The organism is Pseudomonas sp. HLG18, from assembly GCF_051903985.1.
Lineage (GTDB): Bacteria > Pseudomonadota > Gammaproteobacteria > Pseudomonadales > Pseudomonadaceae > Aquipseudomonas > Aquipseudomonas fluorescens_BT.
The window spans coordinates 2,125,211-2,149,795 of the sequence record NZ_CP195831.1; the positions used below are offsets into that span (position 1 = coordinate 2,125,211).

The window sequence follows — 24,585 nt, forward strand, 5'->3', positions numbered from 1 at the left end:
ACGACATGAGCGTATTGAACTTCCCCCGGATCTACCTCAACGGCCATATGTTCTGGAACCCGCCAACGGCCAACAACAATGATGTGCTGCCGCTCTATGACGCCGTGAAGATGGACATCAACTGGCCGTTCACCCGCTACTACGACATCACCCAGGCGAACGCTTCCACCACTCTGATGCCCTGGATCATTTCCCCCGTGCAGCAGAATGATCTGCCGCCCTATGTGCAGCAGGTTCCGACCAACGGAAGCCCAAAAACCTTCCCGTTCATACCCGCCGAATGGGACCTGTTTGGCGACAACGCCTGCGGGACCGTGAGTTACCAGAGTACCCGCTCGACCATTATTGGCGGCGAGTTGCAGGCCAACACCTACATTGCTCAGGACGCACTGGTCGGCAGGGACTTCCAGCTGCTCGGCAATCCTTTTGGCAGTCAGAGCCCGACGGCCGCGCGTTTCGTGGACATCAGCCCGTGGCAGAACACCTTCACAGCGCTGTACTTCGACAAGCTGCAGCTCGGGGATGCCACCTGTGGCCTGACGTTGAACCGTGAATACCGGATGCTCGACCGCTTCCTGACGTTCAATTGGGCCGGCGACTTCGGTGGTCTGGCGTATGTCACCACCACCTGGCAGACCTGCTTTCCCCGGGACAATCTGGAATGGGTCATCGGCAATTCCGTCCTGCTGAGCAATCTTCAGCAACAGATGGAGGCTCAAAACGCTCAGGGCCTGATGTTCAGGTTCGCCACGTACCTCACCTGTTACGACAGGAACGGTGTGTTCAACGACTTCCCGTACGTCGACACCCGCGACAATGACAAATCGGCGCAGGCCCGTTTGACGGCGATGTATCAGAAGGGGCTGGACAACGTATCCGATATTTTCTTCAACCCCGCCTACAACCGTACCGTAGCGACCCTGGGTCTGTGGTTCGACCACGAATACCCCACGGCGCCCGCCGGCCCGCGTCTGGTCACCGACCAGAAGATCATGGTCACTCACCCCGGCATGTCTGAGCCGACCAGCACCAATCTGGGTGTGACCTCGGCGCAGATCACCAACAACATGCTGTCGCTGGATCTGGCCAACACGTTTCCGTTCTATCCGCTGGACAAGAACGCCGATGTCCTGACGGCCGAGAAGTTCCAGGCCGGCGACTACAAGCTGGGCGTATCGCAGAACGGGAATTTCGTGCCGGTGGTCGACATCGGTTTCGAGCAGTATCGACAGTCGGCGTTCGACAAGCGCTCGGGCCTGCTGGATATCCCCCTCAGCGCCACGCAAGCGACCACCTTGCAATCCGGCCCGCTGGAGCTGCAACAACAGACGTCATCAGGCCCCGTGAAAGCCGCCACTCAGCAAGTCTGGACCGCCGAGGTGGTAGAAAGTGGCACCTTCGTCGACGTGAACGATCGCAAGACGCTGAACATCATGGTGCAGAAAAATGGTCAACCGGCTGCCAACACCACACTCTGGGTGGTGGAATACGGCAACCCTTACAACGTGACCACCAGCGACTACTACCTGACGTTCCTGAATAACCCCGACTTCACGCTGTTTTACGACAACGCAGACCGCAACAAAAACACCGCCAACCTGCCACAGTTCAAGGGCACGGCGCCGGTAGCGAACTACCTGGCCACCGGCAGCGGTCGTCGACTGGTCAATCTGGAAGCCAAAGACAAACCGGTGGGCGTTGAGGTCAGTTATCAGTCATTCATGAATGGCTCAAGTCAACCGATCACGGTCCCCCTGACCCCTTGCCTGCAATTCGACGCCGGTGTGTACGTCAGCGGAACGCTGGATAACGATCAGACGGTGGATTACTCCTACGTCGCCACCACCACCGACGCCAACGGCATCGCCCAGGTGAGCTTCACGGCTGTGGCCCCGGGCTTCCCGACGCTGCGCTTCGTCGTCAAGGAAGACTCCAGCGACCCGGTCATTCCTTTCAGCTTCGCGCTCACGGACGCCCAGACCGACTTCCTCGCCCCGCTGCGCGTCCTGCCTCTGGACATGCAGCTGCAACAGGACTTCGTCAATTACTGGAACGACATCTACAAGGACAAGAATGCGCCCGAAGCGATCTGGGATGACTTCATCTACCCAAGGGTCCTCAAGACGTTCTATTACCTGTACCCGATCATGAACAAGTTCATGCCGCTCAATTCCCGGACACGTGTGGAAGGCGCTGTCGACCAGTTGATCCGGCTGATCAGCAAGGAGTACCAGGAAGAAAGCACCCTCGCGATGCCTATCACCCGCGACCTGTCGCAGAGCCGGCGCGCCGTGCTGGAGTTGTGGGCGCAGAAACTGGTCAAGCGCAACTTCCCGCCCATGCCACTGAAGATGAGCGATTACGACGACCTCTGATCCATCAGGAAAGATGAGCCACTGCGGGTGTTCAGGCCCGCAGTGCGCCTTGCCAGGGAGTGACCCATGAACGTCAGCCTCTTGAACCGTCTGTTGCTGTTGATCCTGTTGTTCTGTCCATCCGCATTCGCCCAGGACAGCGGCGCCGTCTACTTCACCAATGGCGTACACAACACGCTGGGGTGCAATGAACAGAACGGCAACTGCATCGCCAAACGCAATCCGGGTGAACCTTCCGACCCGTTCTTTCCGGCGTTCTGGATCAGCAACTGGACCATGTACCGGGTGATGCATAACTACGAAAACAACCCGCCGCCCTACAGCAACCCGCCAACGACCCTGAAGCCTGCGGACTACACCGTCTCCCGGGGGACCAGCTACTACGACACGACCTATATTCCGCCGGACGGCGACGGCTTCGGCGCGATGATGGAGCACTACGAGAAATACTGCCTGCCGATCTTCCCGATCAAGAACAACAACTACACCTGCTCGTTCGTCTCCCTGGGCAACAAGGCGTACTTCCTGACCTATCCGCAGGATCGCCCGAAAGACATGCCGGCCTGCTGCATGTTCTCACCGATGAATCATCCGCCACGGCAGGATTTCATCGAACACCTGCCCTACAGCGCCGAGCGCAGCAAGAATCTCGATGGCAGCGTGCAGGCCTACGCCCTGGATCTCGACTCGCCGCAAGGTCCGATCCTGTTCGGCTATGCCTTCTACAAAAAAATGTCGGGGCAACCGCCCTACCGGCAGCCGCAGTCGTTCTTCTTTTCCGGTGACAGCAGCGTCGCCAACGCACCGATCGTCAGCCAGAACTACACCGACTTCCGCATCGCCAAACCGGACCCGAAACAGACCTGGGCGCAGGTTGCCGCCATGTGCCCGTCGAATCCGCCGCCCTGCCAGTTGTTCGAGCCGCCGACGTCGCAGAGCAACGGCCAAAAGGCGCAGTGGAACAAGCTCATGCAGCGTAAACCGTGATCAACGACGAAGGATCGCCATGAAAACCACACTCTGTTTTTCCGTGATGTTGCTGGGTCTGGCCAGCCTGCCGGCGCTGGCCAGGGAACAAGCCATGCCATCGGTGCAGGCCAGCCAGTTGAACTGCCAGCCGCCCGGTACCGCACCGGCCGCCACGGCCGGTCAGGATCAGTTCGATCAATACAGCTGGCAGATGTTCATCGCCCTGAGCTGGCCGGCAAAGAGCGGGCAGCGCGGCAATCCCGACTGCACCAAGCAACCCGGTGCAGCCGGCTATACCGTGTGGCAGACCTACAAGACCGTCGGGGAAATCTTTCTGCCGAACGCTGCCAATCCGGGGCCGTGGAATTCCCCGCAGATCGCAAAAAGCTTCAACATCATCAACATCGCTTCTTTGAAAAACAGCGCTCAGGTCAACGCCGTCGATCAGGCGGTCGGCGGCTGGCTGATCGATCAGGCGAAAAACCCGACCTACTACGACATTTCGGCCAACGAGACTTCATACAACTACATCGTGGGCAACAACTTCTACAACGCCGATGTCGTCTCCAAAGCCAACAACATCACGTTTCCGTGGGGCGTCATCGAGATCAAGTCGAGCTGGCGAATCCTCACCGCCCATGACAACGCCAGCCGTTACCTGACCCTGCTCGCCCGGGTGGCGACCTTCAATGATCAGGGCCAGAAGAACGGTGTCACCGAGGCGTTTCTGGGGCTGGTCGGCCTGCACATCATCACCAAGGCCAACGGTTATCCGCAGTGGATCTGGTCGACGTTCGAACAGGTCGACAACGTTCCGCCCAAGGCACTGGTGAACGGCCAATGGGTCGATCAGCCTGTCGCAGGCACGGCCTACTCCTACTTCAACGCCGCTGCGCCCGCCGCATCCCTCAACCAGTCACCCTGCGACTGGCAGACTCAGGGCCCGCATCAGGTCTGCGTGCCCAAACCCGGCACCACGTTCCAGACCCCGAACCCGCTGAACCGGGTCACGCCGATCGCTGACATCACAAACCAGATCAACGCCCGTTACCAGGCCGACCCGGGGCTGCAAAACAGCGTATTGAAGTACTACCAGCTCATCACCACCCAGCGCCCGTTGATGCCGGATAACCCGAGCAACCCGCTGGGCCAGCCGACGCCAGCACTCTCGGCCAACGTGACCATGGAAAGCTACATCCAGCCCAACAGCAGTTGCATGAACTGTCACTCCATGGCGACGCCGGTCAAGAGCCCCTACAAGTCCGATTACTCCTATCTGTTCAAATTCGCCCATTCGCCGCTCGGCAAAACCATCAAGGACGGGAAATAAATCATGAGCATCCTCAATGGCCCGCGACTGAATTTCTGGGGCGGCATCCGCACGGATGTCAGCCTGCCGAACAACTCCCCGACCATTCCTTATGACGGCGATGACAACTGGCCGATCTTTGACCTGACCACTTCGACCCTGGCATCGGGGGCCCGGTCTTATACCGACGATCAGTTGAACAGCATGATCAATGCGCCTACGGGCGACTATTACACCGCTGGCGGCTGGAATCATTACGGGCAGCATGTCGTCGACATGCAAAACGCGCTGATCAGTTCTCAGGGCAGCCCGGGCAGCGTCAGTACCACTGGCGATATGGTGGGCCAGCCGGTCTATCTGCTGGGTTCCGTGGACCCGGTGACCGGACAAGGGCCGGTATCGGGCCCGATGATGGTGGACCTCGATCCCACCTCGACCACCACCACCCAGATATTTGTCGGTGGCCTGCAAATCGGTGGCAGTAACAACATCCAATTGCTGATTCACGACAATGCAGTTTGCAGCAGCCAGGATCTCGGCAAGCGGGTGCTGCAGCCAACGCCGAAGGAGCTGGATGCACCCGGTTCCTGCCGTATAAGCGGCACCTTCCAGCTGACCTTCCCGCTGAGCAGCATTGTCAGCTGGAACCAGAACAGCAGCGGTTTGCGATCGATCATCCAGGCACCGGGTGCCACCGGTATTGTCCTGCGCTTTGTGATGTTCGAAATGTGCCCGACAATGACCACGCCCCAGTTGCAAGCCGATTATGCCGCCGGCAGAGACACCCCGAACCCGAGCATCGGCCGGGTCATCGGTACATTGGCGCCGGCGTTCGCCAATGAGCCGCTGGACTGTCAGGCGGGCCGTCAGATCGTCAATCAGGGCACGGGCGGCACCGGCTATGCCGACCTGAGCAGCGCGGCAATGCTGAGCGTCGACATGGTCAACATCATTCCGAAAGAGACGTTCAGGGTCGTCCGGGATGACATCACCAGCCCTATCGGACCTAACGGCAATTACGGTCCTGTCACCCTCGCAGCCGGTGACACCAACCTCGCCACACTCGATCCGACCAGCAGTCCCCTGCTCGACTATTACGTGTATGGCGGCATTGTCGATCTGCCTCTCAATACAGCCCAACAGTCGGCGGTCAGATCCTCGGCACTGGCCATCAGCGCCCCCGGCAAGGTCGCCGGGACTACCTTGCAGGCAACAGAGTCGGTCTATCGGGTCTACGCCGATCAACGCAGTGTCTATACCGAGGACTACCCGCAGGGCCTGTCGATTACGCTACAGGTCCGGTATCTGGGGGCTGCGGTGACCAGCACAACCGAAATCGATCTCACCGCCGCGCCCTCGGGACCGTATTACACACAACAGCGCTACTGCGACTTCCTTTATTTCCCCCCGGCCCTGACGGTGAGCCCCGGTCAGTTGTCCGTCACGTTCTCCGTCAACGTAAAACCCGCAGCGGCGCCCCTGGCAGGGTTCGTCGCCCTGACCTACACCGTTAACGGTCAGGATAGCGGCACGTATTTCACCAACTTCCGCAAATACGCCCAGACCGACTTCGGTATCCCCAGAGGCACCAGCATCACCTGGGAAATGATGTATCCAAACGTCCTGCGCTTTCACTACCTGGCCTTTCCGGCCATGTCTCGCTACATCCCGCTGAACCAGCCCGACGCGATCATGGGCGCGAAAAATCCGATCCTCGCCCGCACGTCGGATGCCTACAAAGGCACCACGCTGTTCATGCCCGTGGTGCGCTCGATGTCGCCTTGTCAGCGGGCTCTGTTGCGGGCCTATCTCACGGGCGAACCCTGGCAGCCACCGCAGTAATCGCATCCCTCAGCCCATGGAGAGAAACCTATGACTGTTCATGTTCCTGCGCGCCCCCGCGAGACGCTGCGCCCCAGCACTATCATCGCCGAAGGCCTGTTGAACCCGCGCGGTGTCTGCGTGCAAGCCGATGGCAGCCTGCTGCTGGTCGAGGCTGGATCAGGCCTGCCGGACCAGACGTTCAGCGGCCGCATCAGCCGACTGCGACCGGACCCGCTCAAGCCCGGCGCGTATCTCGCCCCTGAAACACTGGCGCCGGGTTTTCGCTCGATGAACATGCAGGCCCGCATGCTGCGCGATGAAATCATGGGCCTGTCGGACATCGCCTGCGGTGAAGGACGCTGTCTGGTCAGCCAGACCGATTATGTCGCGGGCTCGAAACTGCTGGACCTGCAATACACCCCGCCCGAGCCGGTGTTTCACAGTCGGGGCAATCTCAATGCACTGTGTTATCACCCGACCCGCCACAGTTGGCTGGCCGTCAAACCCGATACCAACCAACTGGTGGAATTCCGTAGCGGCGAGGATGAACAGGTCCTGGTCCAGTTGCCCGATCTGGACATGGGACAGGAAGCCGTTCCCGTCACGCTGATCCACGAACCGGCGACAGACGCCGTGCTGATCAGTCTGTTCTCCGGAGAGCTGCACAACGACCCCGCCCGCAAAGGCATCGACTTTGACGATCAGGCCGGTCAGGTGATTCGGGTCTGGCCCGACACCGGCCGGATCGAAGTGCTGATTCGTGGCCTGCAATTGCCCACCGGGCTGGCACTGTGTCCGCAAGGCGATGTGTTGGTGCTGGAGCTCTGTAGCCGTCTGCAACAACCGTTGCCGCCTGACTGGAACGGTGAACCGCTGCATGGCGGCTTCACCCGATTCAGCGGGCGACTGTTGAGCTGCAATCTGCAAACGGGCGAAGTGACCGTGCTCGCCCGTGACCTGGATACCCCGTCCAATCTGTGTCTGGTGCAGGACGCGGTACTGGTGAGCGAAGGCATGGGGTTGACGGGGCGCCCCCTGCCCACGCCAGACAATAAAGTCGTTGCGTTGAGTGGCAGGCTGCGTCGGGTACTGCTCTGAAAACGGCTGAAAAAAGGCGCGCCCCTTTAAGAGGCGCGCCTTCTGTTTATTGAGTGACCACGATCTTGCCGATCATCTGCGGATGCAGCACGCAGAAATACTCGAACTCGCCCGGCGTATTGAACACCCAGGAAAAACTGTCATGGGTGTCCAGCGCCCCCGAGCGGAACACCTTGTGGGTTTCAGCCACCGTGTGCGGGATCTGGTCGTCATTGACCCACGTCACCTGGGTGCCCACGGCCACGGTCAGATCCTTGGGGCCGAACATGAACTCCTTGATATCGACTTTCACCTCCTGCGCCCACACCGGCATCGACAACATCAGGCACATCACGGCCAACAGTCGCGTTTTCATCTGGCTGCCCTCCCCTAGACCAGTGTCGAATCGATCAACGCCAGCGGATGATCGCCCTGTGTCGCCCGCACTTCGGTAATCCCCAGATAGTTGCGCAACTGATCGGCCGCCACGGTCATCGGCCCCGGCGACGGTGCCGCGCCCGGTGCGGGTTGCGGATACGCCGTGCCACGGGCGGTATGGAAGGTGATGTTGCCTTCGACCTTCTGGATGACCTGATGAATGTGCCCGTTCAGCACCGTCACCGAGCCGTACTTGCGCAGCATCGCAATCGCCTGATCGCCATCCTCGGTGCCCCAGCCCCAGGGCTGATAGATCGTCCACAGCGGAATGTGGGTGAACACCACGATCGGTGTACTGGTCGAAACTGCCCGCAGATCATCGGCCAGCCACGCCAGTTGATCGGCGCCGAGGTTGGCTTCATGGCCAGCCTGGAAGTTGAAGACATTGACCAGCGCGATGAAATGCACGCCGTGGTCATCGAAGCTGTACCAGCCATTGCCTTTGGTGCCCTTACCGTAGCGTTCCAGATAGAGCTTGCCGCCGCCCTCGTCGAGGGTGTCGTGTTCGCCGGGGATGTAATGCACGGTCGACGGCAGGCCTTTGAGTACCTGCGCTGCGGTGTCAAATTCCTCGGCCTTGGACAGGTGGGTGATGTCGCCGGTGTGCAGGATCAGCGACGGCCGTTTCGGCAGTGCGATGACCTTGTCGATTGCCACTTGCAGGGTTTTCACCGGCTCCGGGTTGGCGTCCTTGTTGAAGCCGATGTGCGAGTCACTGATCTGCACGAAATGAAAGGTGCTGGCCAACGCCTTGGGGTCGGTGACGTTACCTGCTTCATCCATCGCAAAGGCTCTGGGAATGCCACCGCTCAAGGCCCAGAGGACACCGGCCCCGGCCCATGCCGAGCATTTGAGCAGCGTTCGCCGGTCCGGGTTATGCAGCAAGCCGTCGGTGCGCAGTGGATGTTTTGTTTGATTGTCCATCGGTATGTCCTCGAGGGCGGACTACAGTCATGTAGCTGACACCAGGAAGAACCTTGCGGGACGAACGTTTATTCCGCGCCGCAACACAAATTTTCCAGGGAATAAAACACGGTGCATCACGGTTATAGGGGGTGTGACGGTGCGGAAATCACTATGAATCGATTCGAGGAACTGGTTGCGCCGCACCTGGACGCGGCTTACAACCTGGCGCGCTGGCTCACGGGCAGCGACAGCGCCGCGCGAGACGTGGTGCAGGAAAGCGCGTTGCGTGCCTTCCGGTATTTGCAGCGTTTCACTGACGGCAATGCCAAGGCCTGGTTCCTGACCATCGTGCGCAACGAAAGCTACACCTGGCTCAAGAGCTCGGCCGGGCGCCACTGGGTGCCTGTCGACGACGAAACCGGTCACCACGAAGGCGCCTTGAGCCACCACCAGACGCCGGAACTGCTGGCCATCCACACGGAAAACGCGGCACTGATCCAGCGGGCATTGAGCGCCTTGCCGCCGGCCTTTCGCGAGGTCATCGTGCTCAAGGAGCTCGAAGACATGCCCTACAAGGACATCGCCCTGGTGGTCGATATTCCCATCGGCACGGTCATGTCGAGGCTGGCCCGGGCCCGTGCGATGCTCAAGCTCGAATTACTGAAGTGGCACGAACATGAATGAACTCGATTGCGCGATTTGCCGCACGCAACTACACGGTTTTCTGGATCAGGAACTTGATCCGGAGGTGGCTGCGCAAGTGGCTGCGCATCTGAACATCTGCGGCGAGTGTTCCCGACGGCATGCCGAGGCGAAGGTGCTGAAGATCAGTGTGAAGCGCCACGCGCCCTATTACGCGGCACCGGAATCACTGCTCGCCAGTGTGTTGGCCGCGCAAACGCCCGCCTCGCCGAGTCGGCGTTGGCAAAACTGGTTCGCCCCGGCATTTTCCGCAGCAGCACTGGCGCTGGCGCTGGTGCTCTACGTGGCAACGCCCGGCAGCGAACAACCGTTGATGGACGAGGCCGTCTCCAGCCATGTCCGCTCGTTGATGGGCGAACACTTGAACGACGTGGTGTCTTCCGACCGCCATACCGTCAAACCCTGGTTCACCGGCAAGCTCGATTTCTCGCCGCCGGTCGTGGACTACGCGGCACAGGGCTTCCCACTGCTCGGCGGGCGGCTGGATTACCTGCAACACCAGACCACCGCCGCCCTGAGTTACGGCCGGGCCAAACACATCATCAATGTGTTTATCCTGCCGACGCCGGAGGCCGACAAACCCTTGCAGAGCCAGGCGATTCGCGGCTTCAACGTGGTTTCCTGGCAGGCAAACCACATGCGGTTCGTACTGGTTTCCGATGTGGAAAAAGGCGAACTGGAAGCGCTCGGGCAGTTGCTCAGAAAGGGCGCCTGAGAGGGAAATCGTTTTCTGTTAGCGGCAGGATCGCTTCAAAGTCTCACTCGGCAACTCATTAAACAGCGCCCGATAACTATTGGAAAACCGCCCCAGATGCCAGAACGACCAGTTCATCGCCACTTCGGCCACCGTGGTGCCCGAAGTGGCACCCTTGAGCAGTTCCCGGCGGGCACTGTTGAGCCGCCGCAGACGAAGCCATTGAGTCGGTGACATCCCGGTGTAGGCCTTGAACGTCTGCTGCAACTGCCGCAACGACACCCCGGCGACCTGGGCCAGTTCCAGCAGATTGAGGGTTTCTTCCGGCGAGTCCGCCGCCCATTCCCCCACCCGTTTCATGGTCGTCCGCTCTTCGGCGCGGCGCTGCAAACCACCACTGTCCAGACATACACAGGCGTTATCGAGGATGAACAGACAGTCCTCCATCAACTGCTGGGTCAGCGCTTCTTTGCTTGGATAATCAAGGGCTTGCGACAACTTCGTGAGCGTGGAGCTTAACCAGCGGCTGAACAGCGCATTCTGCGCGCCGTTGAGCGGCGCCATGAACAGACCTTCCAGCCGAGCCACGTCCAGACCGTTCTGGCGGACGAATTCGGGACCGAACACCACGGCGATTTCCTGGTAGTTCTCCGGGGTGATCCAGATGTTGCGACTCTCTTCATTCAGCAGATACAGCGCGTTGTCACTGCGATCGAAGCAGAACGCCAGAGACCCCGGCGGCGCACTGAAATTCTGCTCGACCCGGGTGTTCATCTGTTCTTCGTAGACCTCCACGCCTTCCAGGTCCAGATAGCGGATTCGCCCGGCGAAATGCCCCGGCGACATCTGTTGATACTGCTGGACCCAGCCCGGTGTCGCGCGGATCTGCTCGGCGACATCGGCGGTGTTGAAAGCTTGAACCTGTAGCGGATTACACGTCGTCATGGGAGACCTTGCGCACTCTTTTGGTGCGCTTTGGTGCTGCTGAAAGTGGATAGATGGAACGGCAAGGCCCGCCCAAGATAGTCGTCAACGCGCCACAGGGGAAGCCTGCGAAAGATGAAATCGCGATTCCCCCGCGTCAACAAAACCAACGACGAGGTCTTTATGAATGCCCCTTTCGATCAGCTGTTCACATGGCTGAAAGATCACAAGATTACCGAAGTGGAATGCGTGGTCAGCGACCTGACCGGCATCGCCCGCGGCAAAATTGCACCGACCAACAAGTTCCTGCATGAGCGAGGCATGCGTCTGCCGGAAAGTGTGCTGCTGCAAACGGTAACCGGGGATTTTGTCGACGACGACATCTACTACGACCTGCTCGACCCGGCCGACATCGACATGGTCTGCAAACCAGTGAGCGACGCAGTGTACGTGGTGCCATGGGCCATCGAGCCAACGGCCATCGTGATCCACGACACCTTCGACAAGTTCGGCAACCCGATTGAACTGTCGCCACGCAATGTGCTGAAGAAAGTCCTGCAGCTGTACACCGACAAGGGCTGGAAGCCGATCGTGGCGCCGGAAATGGAGTTCTACCTGACCCAGCGCTGCGAAGACCCGGACTTGCCGTTGAAGGCACCGCTGGGCCGTTCCGGGCGTGCCGAAAGCGGTCGGCAGTCGTTCTCCATCGATGCGGCCAACGAATTCGATCCGCTGTTCGAAGATGTCTACGACTGGTGCGAACTGCAAGGCCTGGACCTGGACACGCTGATTCACGAAGACGGCCCGGCGCAGATGGAAATCAACTTCCGTCATGGCGACGCGCTGGATCTGGCCGACCAGATCACCGTGTTCAAGCGCACCCTGCGCGAAGCCGCACTCAAGCACAACGTCACTGCGACCTTCATGGCCAAACCGATTGGCGACGAACCCGGCAGCGCCATGCACCTGCACCAGAGCGTGGTGGAAATCGCCACCGGCAAGCCGATTTTCGCCAACGCCGACGGCACCATGAGCGACCTGTTCCGCCATCACATCGGCGGTCTGCAAAAGCTGATCCCGAAAGTGCTGCCGATGTTTGCGCCCAACGTGAACTCGTTCCGCCGCTTCCTGCCGGACACCTCGGCGCCGGTCAATGTCGAATGGGGCGAAGAAAACCGCACCGTCGGCCTGCGGGTTCCGACCTCCGGTCCTGAGGCAATGCGCGTGGAAAACCGCCTGCCGGGCGCCGACGCCAACCCGTACCTGGCCATCGCCGCGAGCCTGCTGTGCGGCTACATCGGCATGGTCGAGGGCATCGAACCGAGCGCTGCCGTCGAAGGTCGCGCCTATGAGCGCCGCAACCTGCGCCTGCCGATCACCATCGAAGAGGCCCTGACCCAGATGGAAGAGTGCGACACCGTCGCCGAGTACCTGGGCAGCAAGTTTGTGCGTGGTTATGTGGCGGTGAAGCGTGCCGAGCATGAAAACTTCAAGCGCGTGATCAGCTCCTGGGAGCGTGAGTTCCTGTTGTTGAGCGTTTAACCAAAACAAAAACAACCAACCCAACGATCGTTCCCACGTTCTGAGTCCGCTTTGGGACGCGGAGCGCCCCGGGCTGCATTCCCACGCAGAGCGTGGGAACGATCAATCGAAGAGGTGTCGATATGCGTCTGTTGAAATCCGTGATCCCCGCCGCTCTGGCCCTGGCATGCAGTGCCGGAGCCCTCGCCCAACCGCAGGTCAGCGTCTACAACTGGACCGATTACATTGGCGAAACTACCCTCGCCGACTTCCAGTCATCCAGCGGGATCAAGGTGATCTACGACGTCTTCGACTCCAACGAAACCCTCGAAGGCAAATTGCTCGCCGGACGTACCGGCTACGACGTGGTGGTGCCGTCCAATCACTTCCTGGCCCGTCAGGTGAAGGCAGGGGCGTTCCTCAAACTGGACCGCTCGCAACTGCCGAACTGGAAGAACCTCGACCCGAAACTGCTGGCCCTGCTCGAGAAAAACGACCCGGGCAACGAACACTCGGTGCCGTACCTGTGGGGCACCAACGGCATCGGCTACAACGTCGACAAGGTCAAGCAAGTGCTGGGCATCGATCACATCGATTCCTGGGCCGTGCTGTTCGAGCCGGAGAACCTGAAAAAACTCACTCAGTGCGGCGTATCGATGATGGACTCGGCGGACGAAGTGTTCCCGGCGATCCTCAATTACATGGGCATGGACCCACGCAGCGAGAACCCGGAAGACTTCAAGAAAGCTGAAGCCAAACTGCTGAGCATCCGCCCGTACATCACCTATTTCCACTCTTCGAAATACGTGTCGGATCTGGCCAACGGCGATATCTGCGTGGCCTTCGGTTACTCCGGCGACGTGTTCCAGGCCGCCAACCGCGCCAAGGAAGCCAGGAACGGCGTGAACATCGCCTACGCGATCCCCAAGGAAGGCGCAAACCTGTGGTTCGACCTGCTGGCGATTCCCGCCGATGCCGGCAACACCAAAGAAGCCCACGTTTTCATCAATTACCTGCTCGACCCGCAAGTGATCGCCAAGGTCAGCGCCTCGGTCGGCTACGCCAACCCGAACCCGCCGGCCAAGCAGTACATGGACGTGGCACTGGTCAGCAATCCAGAGGCGTATCCGCCTCAGGAAGTCCTCGACAAACTCTACATTTCCACCACCCCGCCCCAGTCGATCATGCGTCTGATGACCCGTTCCTGGAGCAAAGTGAAGTCGAACAAATGAATCAGTACACCCAGGAACATGCTCGCTCCTACTACGCCGCGTCGGCCCGGACGAGCACGCAGTACCCTGCGCTTGAAGCCGACCTGACCGCCGATGTCTGCGTGATCGGCGGCGGTTTTACCGGCGTCAACACCGCCATCGAGCTGGCGCAGCGCGGCCTCTCGGTGGTGCTGCTCGAAGGTCGGCGCATCGGCTGGGGCGCCAGCGGACGCAATGGCGGCCAGTTGATACGTGGCATCGGCCATGAGTTCGAGGGCTTCGCCCGTCATGTCGGCACAGAAGGCGTGCGCTATCTGCAACAGGCCGGCGTCGATTCGGTTGAGCTGGTGCGCCGGCGCATCGGCGACAACGCCATCGAGTGCGACCTGCGCTGGGGCTTCTGCGAACTGGCCAACACCCCGGCACAGTTCGAGGCGTTCAAGGCCGAACAGGACAGTCTCGCGGTCTCGGGTTATGCCCACGAAACGCGACTGGTCAGCCCTGAAGACATGCGCCGGCAAGTCGTCAATTCAGGTGTCTACAAAGGAGGCCTGATCGACATGGGTTCGGGCCATCTGCACCCGCTCGATCTGGTCCAGGGCGAAGCGAGGCTGGCGGCGTCGCTCGGGGTACGGATCTTCGAGCAGAGCCCGGTGCTGGAAATCGTCCACGGTGCCACGGTGCAAGTGCGCTGCGCTTCGGGCACGGTGCGCGCCGGCAGTCTGGTGCTCGGTTGCAACGCGCATCTGGACGAACTCGAGCAACAGCTCAGCGGCAAGGTCCTGCCGGCGGGCAGTTACATCATCGCCACCGAGCCCCTGTCCAAAGAGCGTGCTACCGAACTGATCCCGCAGAATCTGGCGCTCTGCGACCAGAAAGTCGGCCTCGACTATTACCGGCTCTCGGCGGACCGGCGCTTGCTGTTCGGCGGCGCCTGCCACTATTCCGGCCGGGATCCGGCGGACATCGCAGCCTACATGCGACCGAAGATGCTCAAGGTGTTCCCGCAACTGGCGGATGTACGCATCGACTATCAATGGGGTGGCAAGATCGGCATCACTGCCAATCGCTTCCCGCAGGTCGGGCGGCTCAAGCAGCACCCGAACGTGTTCTACGCCCAGGGTTACTCCGGCCATGGTCTGAACGTCACGCACTGGTGCGCCAGGCTGTTGGGCGAAGCGATTCATACCGGCCACAGCCAAGGCATGGACGTGTTCAGCGGCGTGCCGCACATGACCTTCCCCGGCGGTCCGGCGTTGCGCTCGCCGCTGCTGGCGCTGGGCATGCTCTGGTATCGCCTGCGGGAACTGCTGGGCTGAGGCTCGCCGATTTGCTCTATCGCAAAGCACTTCTATATTGATGAAGTGCTTTTGCGTTCCTGACGCTCAGTGCCCAACACACTCTGGAGGTCATGGATGGAGTCGTCAGCCGCCGATCAACCGCGAGCACCCGGCCAAGCCCCGGTCAAGACCCGGCGTTTCAGCATTTCCCTGGTGTGGATCGTGCCGATCGTCGCGGTGCTGGTGGGCATTTCACTGGTGGTGCACAACCTGATGCAGGAAGGCCCGACCATCGTCGTGACCTTCAAGACCGGCAGCGGTCTGACCGCCAACAAGACCGAAGTCAAATACCGTAACGTGGTGATCGGCCAGGTCTCGGACGTCGAGCTGAGCGACGACCAGAAAAGCGTCAACGCCACGATCAAACTGGCCAAACAGGCCGAAACCTTTACCCGCGAAGACTCGAAGTTCTGGGTGGTGCGACCCCGTATCGGCGCTGGCGGTGTTTCAGGTATCGATACGCTGCTGTCCGGCGACTACATCGGAGCCGATATCGGCCAGTCCGACTCGCGCGCCAAACACTTCAAGGGGCTGGAAAACCCGCCACCGATCACCTATGGCGAACCGGGCAAGCGCTTCAAACTGCACACCCAGGACCTGGGGTCGCTGGATATCGGCTCACCGGTCTATTACCGCAAGATCCCGGTCGGCCAGGTCGTGGCCTATGCCCTGGATGCCGATGGCAAGGGTGTCAATGTCGAGGTGTTCATCCATGCGCCGAACGATGCCTACGTCACGGAGAACACCCGGTTCTGGAACGCCAGCGGCATTGACGTCAATGTCGGCGCCAATGGCTTTGCGGTGAAAACCGAATCGCTGTCGACCTTGCTGATCGGCGGCGTCGCCTTCCGCGCCCCGGAGTACAGCCCCAACGATGTCGCCGCCGCTGAAGAAAAGACCTTCGACCTGTTCGAAGACCAGCAGACCGCCCTCGCCCCGCCTGCCGGCAAGCCGCAGTACCTGAGACTGCGTTTCGATCAAGCGATGCGCGGTCTCAAGGTCGATGCGCCGGTTGAATTCCTCGGCATGGAAATCGGCCGGGTGGTGAGTATCAACCTGGACTACGACGAGAAGAAACGCAGCTTCCCGGTCAACGTCGGCATCGTGATCTACCCGCAACGCCTCGGACGGGCCCACGAGAAGATGCTCCAGGTGCTCAACCACAACCCCGAAGACGAAGCCGCCGCCGTGCGCCTGATCGGCACCTTCGTCGACAACGGTCTGCGCGCCCAGGCCCGCAGCGGCAACCTCCTGACGGGGCAGCTGTACATCGCTCTGGACTTCTTCCCCAAGGCCGAAAAAGTCGCGTTTGACACGACGGCCCGTCCGATCGTCATTCCGACCATCCCCGGCAGCCTTGAACAGCTGCAGGAAAAACTCGAGGCCATGGTCGACAAGCTGAACAAACTGCCCGTGGAGCGCATTGCCGGCAATCTCGACGGCAACCTCGTCGAGCTGCGTAAAAGCCTGACCCAGTTCAACGCCAAGACCTTGCCCGGCGTCCAGAACACCCTGGCCGACGTCAGCAAGACCCTGCAATCGGCCAGCTCGACCCTGGCCGAGGACTCGCCGCAGCGGGAGAAACTCACCCAGACCCTCGACGAGCTCGGGCGCATGTCGCGCTCGTTGCGTGAACTGTCGGATTACCTCGGTCGCCATCCGGAATCGCTGATTCGCGGTCGCCCCGACAACGCTGCGCCGCTGGACCTCAAAGGCCCGCCGCGCAATTGAGCACAGGAGCTTTGCCATGGCTTTACCGCTGAAGTTCACCGTGCTCGCTGCGTGCCTGCTGTTGGGTGCCTGTCGCAGCGACCCGATCAGCTTCCACACCCTGACCCCGGCACAGCCGATGCCTGGCCGATCAGGGCAGGACATCGCGATTGAAAGCATCAGCGTGCCGCCCCAGGTCGACCGCCCGCAAATCGTCATCCGCGAAGGCAACAACGGCCTGGCGATTCTGGAAACCCAATGGTGGGGCGCCAGCCTCGGCGATGAGCTGCGCAGCGCACTGGTGGATCAGCTAAGCAACGCTGGCGTTGCGCGCAGAACGTCGGTGCGCATCGATGTGCAGCGTTTCGATTCGATTCCCGGGCAATACGGGCTGATGGACGTGAAATGGCGCTTGCGTCCGGCCGATGCAGGCGACAGCGGCCTGCTCACCTGCCGCTCGATTCTGCAGACGCCGTCCGGATCGAGCATCGACGATCTGGTGAACGCTCAGCAGAACAACGTCAAACGCCTCGCCGCGCTGATCCGTCAGGCCGCCGGCAATGTGCGCAGTTGCCCGCCGTCCTGAGTCGCCGGCTTCAATTCAACGCTGAAGCGGCTGCCACTGGACTGGCCGCTGCTCAACTGCACCCGCCAGTGCTGGCGCCTGCAGATCCGCTGCACCAGCGACAACCCCAGACCGAGGCCTTCACCGCGGCCCTCATCACCACGCACGAATGGCTGGAACACCGCCTGACGCTGTTCCTCCGGAATACCGATGCCGCTGTCCTCCACCACAAAACCGTTGCTCGTCAGGGTCAGTCGGACGAACCCGTGATCCGTGTAGTGCCAGGCATTGCGCAACAGGTTGCCCATGACCGATTGCAGGAACGTCAGGTTGAAACGCTCCTTGCACGGCTGATCCACTTCGTAGAAAAACTGCAGGCCCTTTTCGCGGATCAACCGGCCCCAGATTTCACATTGAGCGTCCGCGACTTCCTTGAGCGTCACGCAGACATCATTGCCGGCATCATCCTCCGCCCGGGCCAACATCAAAAAGGTATCGACCAGTTGGCGCATCTCGTGGGCGGCGCGGGCGATCCGGTTGACCTGCGCGGTCGAGCGGGCGTCCAGCGACGGGTTGGCCAGCAGCAACTCGCAGGAGCCGCCAAGCACCATCAACGGCGTGCGAAGCTCATGGCTGACATCGCTGGTGAACAGTTTTTCGCGACTCAGGGTTTCACGCAGGCGCCCCAGGGTCTGGTCGAACGACAGCGCCAGCTCCCCCACTTCGTCTGCTGCGTAGTCCGGGTGCAGCGGCGGTGCCAGCACCAGCAACTGATCGCGGTGGCGCACCTGACGCGCCAGACGAATGACCGGTGCCATGACTCGCCGGGCCAGCAAACGGCCAAGCACCAGCGCCAGCAGAACACTCAGGACAAAACCGACCGTGACCACCATGAACAACAACCGCTCGCGATGTTCGAGGCTTTCCTGATCGCGCAACAACACGTACTTGCGTCCACCGACCACCTCGACCATGGCAAAGAAGTCATCGCCATTGAAGCTGATCTCCTGAAAACCGGGCGCCAGTGCCGCCAGCGAAGGAATGAGGGCCATCGGGCCCGGTCCGTCTTCGAAGAAAAACAGTTCGCTCTTTTCCGGCTGATGGCTCCAGCGATTGATGTCCTCCATCGCCAGCAAGCGGTGCAGACCACCGCTCAAGGTGCTGGTGGCCAGCCTGTGCTCGACCACATGCACGGCGGCAACGATGCCCAGTGCAAACACCCCGGCGACCAGGGCGCTCATCAAAGCGAACACGATGACGATCCGTTTCGTCAGGCTTTGCTTGAGATCCATTCGGGTCGATGACTCCACGGCTGAATTCAGACTTTGCGGTCAACAACAGGCGAGCACCGCCACATTGACCGAACCTGCGCAGCTTCACCGCAAACATAAACATTTGTTAAGACTGGCCGGTAAAAAAAGGGTATTTGAGTCTGGTTATCAAACACCGGATTAATTGCGCACTTTCAACTCTCGCGAAATTTTCACATGTTCTTCACCGCCCCCCGACGTGCACGAACGTAATGTTCAGCCATTATTCAAGTACACAACTATAAAAGTTGGTTAAATCGCCGGCCAATCTCGCCTGCGACGTCAAGGGGCATGCCGTGGAGCGACAGATGCAATTGACAGCGACATATAAACAACGCCGTACGCTGCGACTTGGAAAACTGTTGACCGGCATCGGTGTAGTCGTCGCTATTGCGCTGGTCAGCGGCTTCGTCTGGGTGACCCGCTCGCCCGTCGATCTGGGCCAGGCCGGCAAGGCCGCCCGGGCTGACTGGACCCGGGCCTGGCAGGCTGGAGAAGTCGTGGCACTGGTGCGTCATGCCGAGCGGTGCGACCGTTCCGACAACCTTTGCCTGGGCCCGGCCGACGGCATCACTCAGGCGGGCAATGACTCTGCAGCGCAGGTAGGCAAAGGCTTCATGAGTCTGGGCATGCAGCAGGCGCAGGTGTTCACCAGCCCGTTGACCCGTACCGTACAGACAGCGCGAGCCATGTTCGGTCAGGACGCTACCGCCCAGATCTGGCTCGAGTCCTGCGGTTCCTCTCTGCGCAACGATGTGGTGGCGCACAAGGTTGCCAGGCGCAATCTGGTGCTGATCACCCACAGCGGATGCATCAGTGATTTCGAAAAACAGACCGGTTTTCCTCACGCGGTCGCCGCCGAATATGGCAGTACTCTGTTTGCACGCATTGATGACAAAGGCGAACTTAAAGTATTGGGCATCATGAATGCGAATGCCTGGTCTCAACTCAATAGTCATTAATGCTTTAGTTGGGGCGGAGCGGCAACGTTGCACTTTTTTTCAACTAGCCAGTACGAATTTCATTAATTTGTAATGAGAGATGTATCCGCCCCCGATTTACTGGACAACGGTTTTTTTTAGGCTTGGCTATAGTGCGAGAACTCCAGCCTGGAGGTTCGGCAGTTCTCTGGATACAGGAATGCCCGTCGCTCGATCGCACACCTGCATTCATTCAACACGGTGACCCCGCCCGCTCAGGAACGCGCCGGGCAGGCCATCGACACAAGAACTTCGTTCGGTACCAAGGCTTTGTCATGACGTCTGAAAACATCCCGCTGCGACACGCTGCCCGTCATTTCTCCCCCACCACGACCTTCGAACGCTGGGCCATTCCCGGCCTGATTCTGGCCTTCGTGGTGTTTTACCTGTTGCCGTTGATGACTCACGGCCTGTGGATCCCCGATGAAACCCGCTACGGACAGATCAGCCAGGAAATGCTGCTCAGCGGCAACTGGGTCGCGCCGCATTTCATGGGTATCCGCTATTTCGAAAAACCGATTGCCGGCTACTGGATGATTGCCATCGGCCAGGCGATTTTCGGCGAAAACCTGTTCGGTGTGCGCATTGCGTCGGCACTGAGTACCGGTGCCAGCGTCTGGCTCACCTATCTGATGGCGCGCCGACTGTGGAACAACCCGCGCATCAGCGTCGCCAGCGCCCTTCTTTATATGAGCTTCGGGCTGATTGCCGGCCAGGCCGGCTATGCCAACCTCGATCCGCAGTTCACCTTGTGGGTCAACCTGAGCATGGTCGCCGTGTGGTTTGCCATCGACAACCAGACGCCTCGGGCGCGCTTGGGTGGCTGGGCGCTGCTCGGTGTCGCGTGCGGCATGGGCCTGATGACCAAAGGATTTCTGGCCCTGCTGCTGCCGGTACTGATCGCCCTGCCGTACATGATCTGGCAACGTCGTTTCGGCGAGCTGGTGCGTTACGGACTGGTCGCGGTGGTGGTCTGCACCCTCGTAAGCCTGCCGTGGGTACTGGCCGTTCATTATCGGGAACCTGATTTCTGGCGCTTCTTCTTCTGGCACGAACACATTCGTCGCTTTGCCGCCGGCGATGCCGCGCAGCACGCTCGCCCGTGGTGGTTCTACCTGCCGCTGCTGTTGGCCTCCACCCTGCCGTGGGCCGTTCTGCTGCCTTCGACGCTTCTGCGCACCTGGCTTGAAAAGCGTGAAGCCAAAACCGCCTACCTTGCATTGTGGTTCCTTCTGCCACTGGCCTTTTTCAGCCTGAGCAGCGGCAAGCTGCCGACTTACATCATGCCGTGCCTGCTGCCGATCGCCCTGTTGATGGGAAAGACCGTGGTCAACTGGCGGGATCAGAACAGTGGCCGCGTCCTGCGCCTGAACGGCGTGATCAACACCCTCATCGCCAGCGCGGCGCTGGTGGCGCTGCTTTATCTGCAAGCGACCAAGGAAATCTACGAAAACACCGAGATGTTCAGCCTGTCGCTGGCCTATATCGTGCTGGTGGGCTGGATCATCGTTAACGCCCTGCAAGTGCTGCGCCCGCTGACGCTGTGGGCCATGCCGGCGCTGGGTATCGGGCTGCTGGTGGCGTTGTTGCCGGCGGCCATGCCGGGGCAGATCGTCAACAGCAAGATGCCCGACCAGTTCATTGCCGAGCATCAACAGGAACTGAGTGAAACCGCGTCCCTGCTGAGCAATGACCTGGGAGCGGCCTCCGCGCTGGCATGGCGCCTGAAGCGGCCGCAAGTGGATCTGTTCAACACCATCGGTGAACTGAAATACGGCCTCGAAGACCCGGCCATGGCAGCACGCAAGGTCACCATGGACGGTGTCGGCCAGTGGATGACCGAAGCGCGTAAGAAAGGCGCGGTCGGGGTGGTCATGCGCGTCAACAGTACGCAGGAAGAGCAGGAAGTCGAATTGCTGCCGGTAGACGGCAAGCATTATCGTCGCGGCACTCTGCAGATCTTCATCTTCCCGCAGCGCCAGCCATGACCTTGCGCAATAACGACCGGGGCGCCCTGCTGCTCCTGCTGGCTGCCAGCGCCCTGATGCTGCTGCTCGGTCTGGGCAGCCGCGAACTGTGGGGCGCAGAAACCCGCTGGGCGAACATCGCCTTGCAGATGATGCAAAGCGGCGACTACTTCGATCCGTACCTCAAAGGTGATCCCTACTACGACAAGCCGTTGCTGTCGTACTGGCTGATCACCGCAACCGCCTGGTTGACCGGCAGTCTCGATCACTGGTCGCTGCGCCTGTCTTCGGTGGTGTCCGCGTGGCTCAGCGTCTGGCTGGTGTATCTGCTGGGCGAGCAATTGTTTCGCAAAGGCACGGGCCTGATCGCCGGGTGGATGCTGGCGACCACGTTCTATTTCGTGTTCTGGGCGCGGGTGGCCACCGCTGACATCCTGACGGTGTGTGGTGTTCTGGCAGCGGTCTGGTGGTACTGGCGGGGGCCGGACGACACGCGGTTTTCGCGCTATCTGGTGTTCTGCGTGTTGCTGTCCCTGACCTCGTTGTTCAAAGGCCTGATCGGTTTCATCCTGCCCGGGCTGGTGCTGCTGCCGCACCTTCTGAATGAAGGTCGCTGGAAGCGTCATCTCAACCTGCGCCTGCTCGCAGCGCTGGTGATTGCCGGGGCGTTCTACATGACGCCGTTCCTGCTGTCCCACCTCTACGGTGCGCCGAACTACGGGGAAAGCGGCCTGGGACTGGTCCTGCGGGAAAACGTCGTGCGGTTTTTCCAGCCGTTCGACAACATCGGCCCGATCTACACCTATTTGCTGTACCTGCCGATCTACACCCTGCCCTGGGCACCGTGCTGGATCATTGCCCTGTGGGTCGCGGCGCGGAACTGGAAACACATCGAACCGGATACCCGCTGGCTGATTCGGGGCCTCGGGTTGTTGATGCTGTTCTTCACCGCCAGCGGCAGCCGACGCAGTTATTACGTGCTGCCACTGGTGCCGTTCGCGCAGTTGCTCGGGGCCTGGTGGATCACCCGGCGCATGGCCGCGCGCAATGCCGAAAGCCCGTTCGGCGGGCGTGGCCTGAAAATCGGTTTTGCCGTGGCCACGGTATTGTTGCTGGGGATCCTCGGCGTGCTCTACCCCTGGACCAACAGCGGTGGCGGCGCGATCCGTTTCGGCGAGACCGTGCGCCTGCAGGCCAGCCAGCGGGCGCCGTTGAATCAATGGCACTTCGTCATGGTCGAGGTGGACAACAAGGTCCCGATGTACCTGCAGACCGGCGGCGAGCCGTTCTACTACGTGCCGGAAACCCGCGACTTCCCTCGCGATGGCGATGCCGGCGCGATGTTCCAATGGCTGGAACGCAACAGCGGCCGGCACTGGGATCCGCAACGTACGATCTTTGTCGCCCAGTACCGCACCGGCGATCCTGTGCCGCTCTCTCAACTCGGTCGAGACCATCAAGTCATCACGACCACCCCGACTCGCGGCGAACAAGTGTTCCATGGCCGCGAGGATCAAAGCGTCGCCTATCTGCCCCAAGGCTCCTGAAAGACAGCGCCGGGTTCACCCGGCGTCCCCGCCCCGCGACTGCTAACCTGAATGAAAATTACATGTATTAATGGTTTCTTTGACGTTTTTTTCTCATTTGCCGCTCTACATTGCCAGCCAGCCAACATATGCAAATCATTCGCATTGAAGATTTTCGGCGAATGCTTGCCCATAACGTCTGAAAAACAGGAGCTGCTCCGTCATGAGTCCATCCCTTCCGTCCTTTCTCAAGCACGCTACTCTGGCAACCGCGCTGCTTGCAGCCGGACAGGTGTTTGCGGCCGATTCCGTCGGGATCGTGGTCTACAACGCCCAGCACGAAACCCTGACCAAGGCCTGGGTGGCCGGTTTCACCGAGGAAACCGGGATCCCGGTCACGATCCGCAACGGTGACGACACGGAAATGGGCAACCAGCTCGTGCAGGAAGGCGCAGCCTCTCCGGCGGACGTGTTCCTGACGGAAAACTCCCCGGCCATGGTGCTGGTGGACAATGCCAAGTTGTTCGCCCCGGTGGCACCGGCCACCCTTGAGCAAGTGGGTTCGGCTTATCGCCCGGCCCATGGCCAGTGGGTCGGCATCGCCGCTCGCTCGACAGTCTTTGTCTATAACCCGGCCAAGCTGCCGGAGAAAGACCTGCCAAAATCGCTGATGGATCTGGCGACCCCGGCGTGGAAAGGTCGCTGGGCTGCATCCCCTGCCGGTGCGGACTTCCAGGCCATCGTCGCCGCCGTACTGCAGCAGAAAGGCGAAGCCGCCACGCTCGAATGGCTCAAGGGCATGAAAGCCAACTCCACCGCTTACCGTGGCAACAGCTCCGTGCTCAAAGCGGTGAACGCTGGCCAGGTGGACAGCGGCGTGATCTATCACTATTACGCGTTCGTCGATCAGTCCAAGACTGGCGAGAACAGCAAGAACACCGCCCTGCACTACTTCAAGCATCAGGATCCGGGCGCGTTCGTGAGCATCTCCGGTGGTGGCGTGCTGAAGTCCAGCAAACACCAGGAAGAGGCCCAGAAATTCCTCCAGTACATCACCGGCAAACAAGGCCAGGACGTGCTGCGCACCGGCAACTCCTTTGAGTACGCCGTTGGCAAGGACGCAACTTCCAACCCCAAACTGGTGCCGTTGAAGGATCTGGACGCGCCGAAAGTCGATGCGTCGAAGCTCGACAGCAAGAAAGCCGTCGAACTGATGACTCAGGCGGGACTGCTTTAA

The 24,585-nt window shown here is 60.5% G+C and carries 20 protein-coding genes; 16 read left to right on the forward strand and 4 right to left on the reverse strand.

The genetic code is table 11. The annotated features are described in order from the left end of the window. Positions 1 to 5: 5 nt before the first annotated feature. The 5 genes from ACSPX5_RS09695 (at position 6) to ACSPX5_RS09715 (ending at position 7,575) form a co-directional block, all read left to right on the forward strand. Positions 6 to 2,375, forward strand: a complete 2,370-nt coding sequence (locus tag ACSPX5_RS09695; RefSeq protein WP_439821569.1) for a hypothetical protein — start codon at positions 6 to 8, stop codon at positions 2,373 to 2,375. A gap of 66 nt (positions 2,376 to 2,441) precedes the next feature. After that, a complete protein-coding gene (locus ACSPX5_RS09700; RefSeq protein ID WP_439821570.1) occupies positions 2,442 to 3,362 on the forward strand; it encodes a hypothetical protein in 921 nt (306 codons plus the stop codon). A 19-nt stretch (positions 3,363 to 3,381) separates the two neighbouring features. After that, positions 3,382 to 4,674: a hypothetical protein gene (locus tag ACSPX5_RS09705; RefSeq protein ID WP_439821571.1), complete on the forward strand. Its 1,293-nt coding sequence runs from the start codon at positions 3,382 to 3,384 to the stop codon at positions 4,672 to 4,674. A 3-nt stretch (positions 4,675 to 4,677) separates the two neighbouring features. Then, positions 4,678 to 6,495: a hypothetical protein gene (locus ACSPX5_RS09710; protein WP_439821572.1), complete on the forward strand. Its 1,818-nt coding sequence runs from the start codon at positions 4,678 to 4,680 to the stop codon at positions 6,493 to 6,495. A 30-nt stretch (positions 6,496 to 6,525) separates the two neighbouring features. Continuing rightward, complete coding sequence (locus ACSPX5_RS09715; RefSeq protein ID WP_439821573.1) at positions 6,526 to 7,575, forward strand: hypothetical protein; 1,050 nt, start codon at positions 6,526 to 6,528, stop codon at positions 7,573 to 7,575. A gap of 46 nt (positions 7,576 to 7,621) precedes the next feature. On the opposite strand, the gene ACSPX5_RS09720 is transcribed toward ACSPX5_RS09715, so the two are convergent. Next, entirely contained in the window at positions 7,622 to 7,930 is a 309-nt protein-coding gene (locus ACSPX5_RS09720; protein ID WP_439821574.1) for a plastocyanin/azurin family copper-binding protein, read from the reverse strand. Between the two features lie 14 nt (positions 7,931 to 7,944). Next, complete coding sequence (locus ACSPX5_RS09725) at positions 7,945 to 8,916, reverse strand: metallophosphoesterase family protein (RefSeq protein WP_439821575.1); 972 nt, start codon at positions 8,914 to 8,916, stop codon at positions 7,945 to 7,947. Positions 8,917 to 9,069: 153 nt separating this feature from the next. On the opposite strand from ACSPX5_RS09725, the gene ACSPX5_RS09730 reads away from it, so the two are divergent. Together ACSPX5_RS09730 and ACSPX5_RS09735 are read left to right on the forward strand one after the other, a co-directional pair. Beyond that, on the forward strand, positions 9,070 to 9,582 hold the full coding sequence (locus ACSPX5_RS09730) for a sigma-70 family RNA polymerase sigma factor (RefSeq protein ID WP_439821576.1): 513 nt from the start codon (positions 9,070 to 9,072) through the stop codon (positions 9,580 to 9,582). Continuing rightward, positions 9,575 to 10,315, forward strand: a complete 741-nt coding sequence (locus ACSPX5_RS09735; RefSeq protein WP_439821577.1) for an anti-sigma factor family protein — start codon at positions 9,575 to 9,577, stop codon at positions 10,313 to 10,315. The genes ACSPX5_RS09730 and ACSPX5_RS09735 overlap by 8 nt, the downstream gene beginning before the upstream one ends. Positions 10,316 to 10,333: 18 nt before the next feature. Here ACSPX5_RS09735 and ACSPX5_RS09740 read toward each other — a convergent pair whose 3' ends face one another. Then, a complete protein-coding gene (locus ACSPX5_RS09740) occupies positions 10,334 to 11,239 on the reverse strand; it encodes a helix-turn-helix domain-containing protein (RefSeq protein ID WP_439821578.1) in 906 nt (301 codons plus the stop codon). A gap of 162 nt (positions 11,240 to 11,401) precedes the next feature. Between ACSPX5_RS09740 and ACSPX5_RS09745 the strand changes: the two genes are divergently transcribed. The 5 genes from ACSPX5_RS09745 to ACSPX5_RS09765 all read left to right on the forward strand — a co-directional run bounded on the left by ACSPX5_RS09745 (position 11,402) and on the right by ACSPX5_RS09765 (position 17,586). Beyond that, entirely contained in the window at positions 11,402 to 12,760 is a 1,359-nt protein-coding gene (locus ACSPX5_RS09745) for a glutamine synthetase family protein (protein ID WP_169430464.1), read from the forward strand. A gap of 122 nt (positions 12,761 to 12,882) precedes the next feature. Further along, positions 12,883 to 13,971 carry a polyamine ABC transporter substrate-binding protein gene (locus ACSPX5_RS09750; RefSeq protein WP_439821579.1) on the forward strand — a complete coding sequence of 363 codons (1,089 nt, stop codon included), beginning with the start codon at positions 12,883 to 12,885 and terminating at the stop codon, positions 13,969 to 13,971. Then, entirely contained in the window at positions 13,968 to 15,269 is a 1,302-nt protein-coding gene (locus ACSPX5_RS09755) for an NAD(P)/FAD-dependent oxidoreductase (protein WP_439821580.1), read from the forward strand. Before ACSPX5_RS09750 ends, ACSPX5_RS09755 begins: the two co-directional genes overlap by 4 nt. Before the next feature lie 96 nt (positions 15,270 to 15,365). Then, on the forward strand, positions 15,366 to 17,021 hold the full coding sequence (locus ACSPX5_RS09760; RefSeq protein ID WP_439821581.1) for an intermembrane transport protein PqiB: 1,656 nt from the start codon (positions 15,366 to 15,368) through the stop codon (positions 17,019 to 17,021). A 16-nt stretch (positions 17,022 to 17,037) separates the two neighbouring features. After that, positions 17,038 to 17,586, forward strand: coding sequence for a PqiC family protein (locus tag ACSPX5_RS09765; RefSeq protein ID WP_169430468.1), 549 nt, complete (start codon positions 17,038 to 17,040; stop codon positions 17,584 to 17,586). Here the strand turns inward: ACSPX5_RS09765 and ACSPX5_RS09770 are convergent. Then, complete coding sequence (locus ACSPX5_RS09770) at positions 17,547 to 18,857, reverse strand: sensor histidine kinase (RefSeq protein WP_439821582.1); 1,311 nt, start codon at positions 18,855 to 18,857, stop codon at positions 17,547 to 17,549. The two genes, ACSPX5_RS09765 and ACSPX5_RS09770, sit on opposite strands and share 40 nt — an antisense overlap. A 326-nt stretch (positions 18,858 to 19,183) precedes the next feature. Between ACSPX5_RS09770 and ACSPX5_RS09775 the strand changes: the two genes are divergently transcribed. The 4 genes from ACSPX5_RS09775 (at position 19,184) to ACSPX5_RS09790 (ending at position 24,585) form a co-directional block, all read left to right on the forward strand. Beyond that, on the forward strand, positions 19,184 to 19,837 hold the full coding sequence (locus ACSPX5_RS09775; RefSeq protein WP_169430470.1) for a histidine phosphatase family protein: 654 nt from the start codon (positions 19,184 to 19,186) through the stop codon (positions 19,835 to 19,837). A 293-nt stretch (positions 19,838 to 20,130) separates the two neighbouring features. Further along, positions 20,131 to 21,843 (forward strand): lipid IV(A) 4-amino-4-deoxy-L-arabinosyltransferase, encoded by a 1,713-nt coding sequence (gene arnT, locus ACSPX5_RS09780; RefSeq protein WP_439821583.1) that lies wholly within the window; start codon positions 20,131 to 20,133, stop codon positions 21,841 to 21,843. Continuing rightward, positions 21,840 to 23,369 (forward strand): ArnT family glycosyltransferase, encoded by a 1,530-nt coding sequence (locus tag ACSPX5_RS09785; protein WP_439821584.1) that lies wholly within the window; start codon positions 21,840 to 21,842, stop codon positions 23,367 to 23,369. The genes arnT and ACSPX5_RS09785 overlap by 4 nt, the downstream gene beginning before the upstream one ends. 202 nt (positions 23,370 to 23,571) lie before the next feature. Then, positions 23,572 to 24,585: an iron ABC transporter substrate-binding protein gene (locus ACSPX5_RS09790; protein WP_323160488.1), complete on the forward strand. Its 1,014-nt coding sequence runs from the start codon at positions 23,572 to 23,574 to the stop codon at positions 24,583 to 24,585.

What these genes read in the sequence shown, in the direction of transcription:
- ACSPX5_RS09695 (WP_439821569.1), top strand. Translation starts at nt 6, where the DNA reads ATGAGCGTATTGAACTTCCCCCGGATCTACCTCAACGGCCATATGTTC.
- ACSPX5_RS09700 (WP_439821570.1), top strand. Translation starts at nt 2,442, where the DNA reads ATGAACGTCAGCCTCTTGAACCGTCTGTTGCTGTTGATCCTGTTGTTC.
- ACSPX5_RS09705 (WP_439821571.1), top strand. Translation starts at nt 3,382, where the DNA reads ATGAAAACCACACTCTGTTTTTCCGTGATGTTGCTGGGTCTGGCCAGC.
- ACSPX5_RS09710 (WP_439821572.1), top strand. Translation starts at nt 4,678, where the DNA reads ATGAGCATCCTCAATGGCCCGCGACTGAATTTCTGGGGCGGCATCCGC.
- ACSPX5_RS09715 (WP_439821573.1), top strand. Translation starts at nt 6,526, where the DNA reads ATGACTGTTCATGTTCCTGCGCGCCCCCGCGAGACGCTGCGCCCCAGC.
- ACSPX5_RS09720 (WP_439821574.1), bottom strand. Translation starts at nt 7,930, where the DNA reads ATGAAAACGCGACTGTTGGCCGTGATGTGCCTGATGTTGTCGATGCCG.
- ACSPX5_RS09725 (WP_439821575.1), bottom strand. Translation starts at nt 8,916, where the DNA reads ATGGACAATCAAACAAAACATCCACTGCGCACCGACGGCTTGCTGCAT.
- ACSPX5_RS09730 (WP_439821576.1), top strand. Translation starts at nt 9,070, where the DNA reads ATGAATCGATTCGAGGAACTGGTTGCGCCGCACCTGGACGCGGCTTAC.
- ACSPX5_RS09735 (WP_439821577.1), top strand. Translation starts at nt 9,575, where the DNA reads ATGAATGAACTCGATTGCGCGATTTGCCGCACGCAACTACACGGTTTT.
- ACSPX5_RS09740 (WP_439821578.1), bottom strand. Translation starts at nt 11,239, where the DNA reads ATGACGACGTGTAATCCGCTACAGGTTCAAGCTTTCAACACCGCCGAT.
- ACSPX5_RS09745 (WP_169430464.1), top strand. Translation starts at nt 11,402, where the DNA reads ATGAATGCCCCTTTCGATCAGCTGTTCACATGGCTGAAAGATCACAAG.
- ACSPX5_RS09750 (WP_439821579.1), top strand. Translation starts at nt 12,883, where the DNA reads ATGCGTCTGTTGAAATCCGTGATCCCCGCCGCTCTGGCCCTGGCATGC.
- ACSPX5_RS09755 (WP_439821580.1), top strand. Translation starts at nt 13,968, where the DNA reads ATGAATCAGTACACCCAGGAACATGCTCGCTCCTACTACGCCGCGTCG.
- ACSPX5_RS09760 (WP_439821581.1), top strand. Translation starts at nt 15,366, where the DNA reads ATGGAGTCGTCAGCCGCCGATCAACCGCGAGCACCCGGCCAAGCCCCG.
- ACSPX5_RS09765 (WP_169430468.1), top strand. Translation starts at nt 17,038, where the DNA reads ATGGCTTTACCGCTGAAGTTCACCGTGCTCGCTGCGTGCCTGCTGTTG.
- ACSPX5_RS09770 (WP_439821582.1), bottom strand. Translation starts at nt 18,857, where the DNA reads ATGGATCTCAAGCAAAGCCTGACGAAACGGATCGTCATCGTGTTCGCT.
- ACSPX5_RS09775 (WP_169430470.1), top strand. Translation starts at nt 19,184, where the DNA reads ATGCAATTGACAGCGACATATAAACAACGCCGTACGCTGCGACTTGGA.
- arnT (WP_439821583.1), top strand. Translation starts at nt 20,131, where the DNA reads ATGACGTCTGAAAACATCCCGCTGCGACACGCTGCCCGTCATTTCTCC.
- ACSPX5_RS09785 (WP_439821584.1), top strand. Translation starts at nt 21,840, where the DNA reads ATGACCTTGCGCAATAACGACCGGGGCGCCCTGCTGCTCCTGCTGGCT.
- ACSPX5_RS09790 (WP_323160488.1), top strand. Translation starts at nt 23,572, where the DNA reads ATGAGTCCATCCCTTCCGTCCTTTCTCAAGCACGCTACTCTGGCAACC.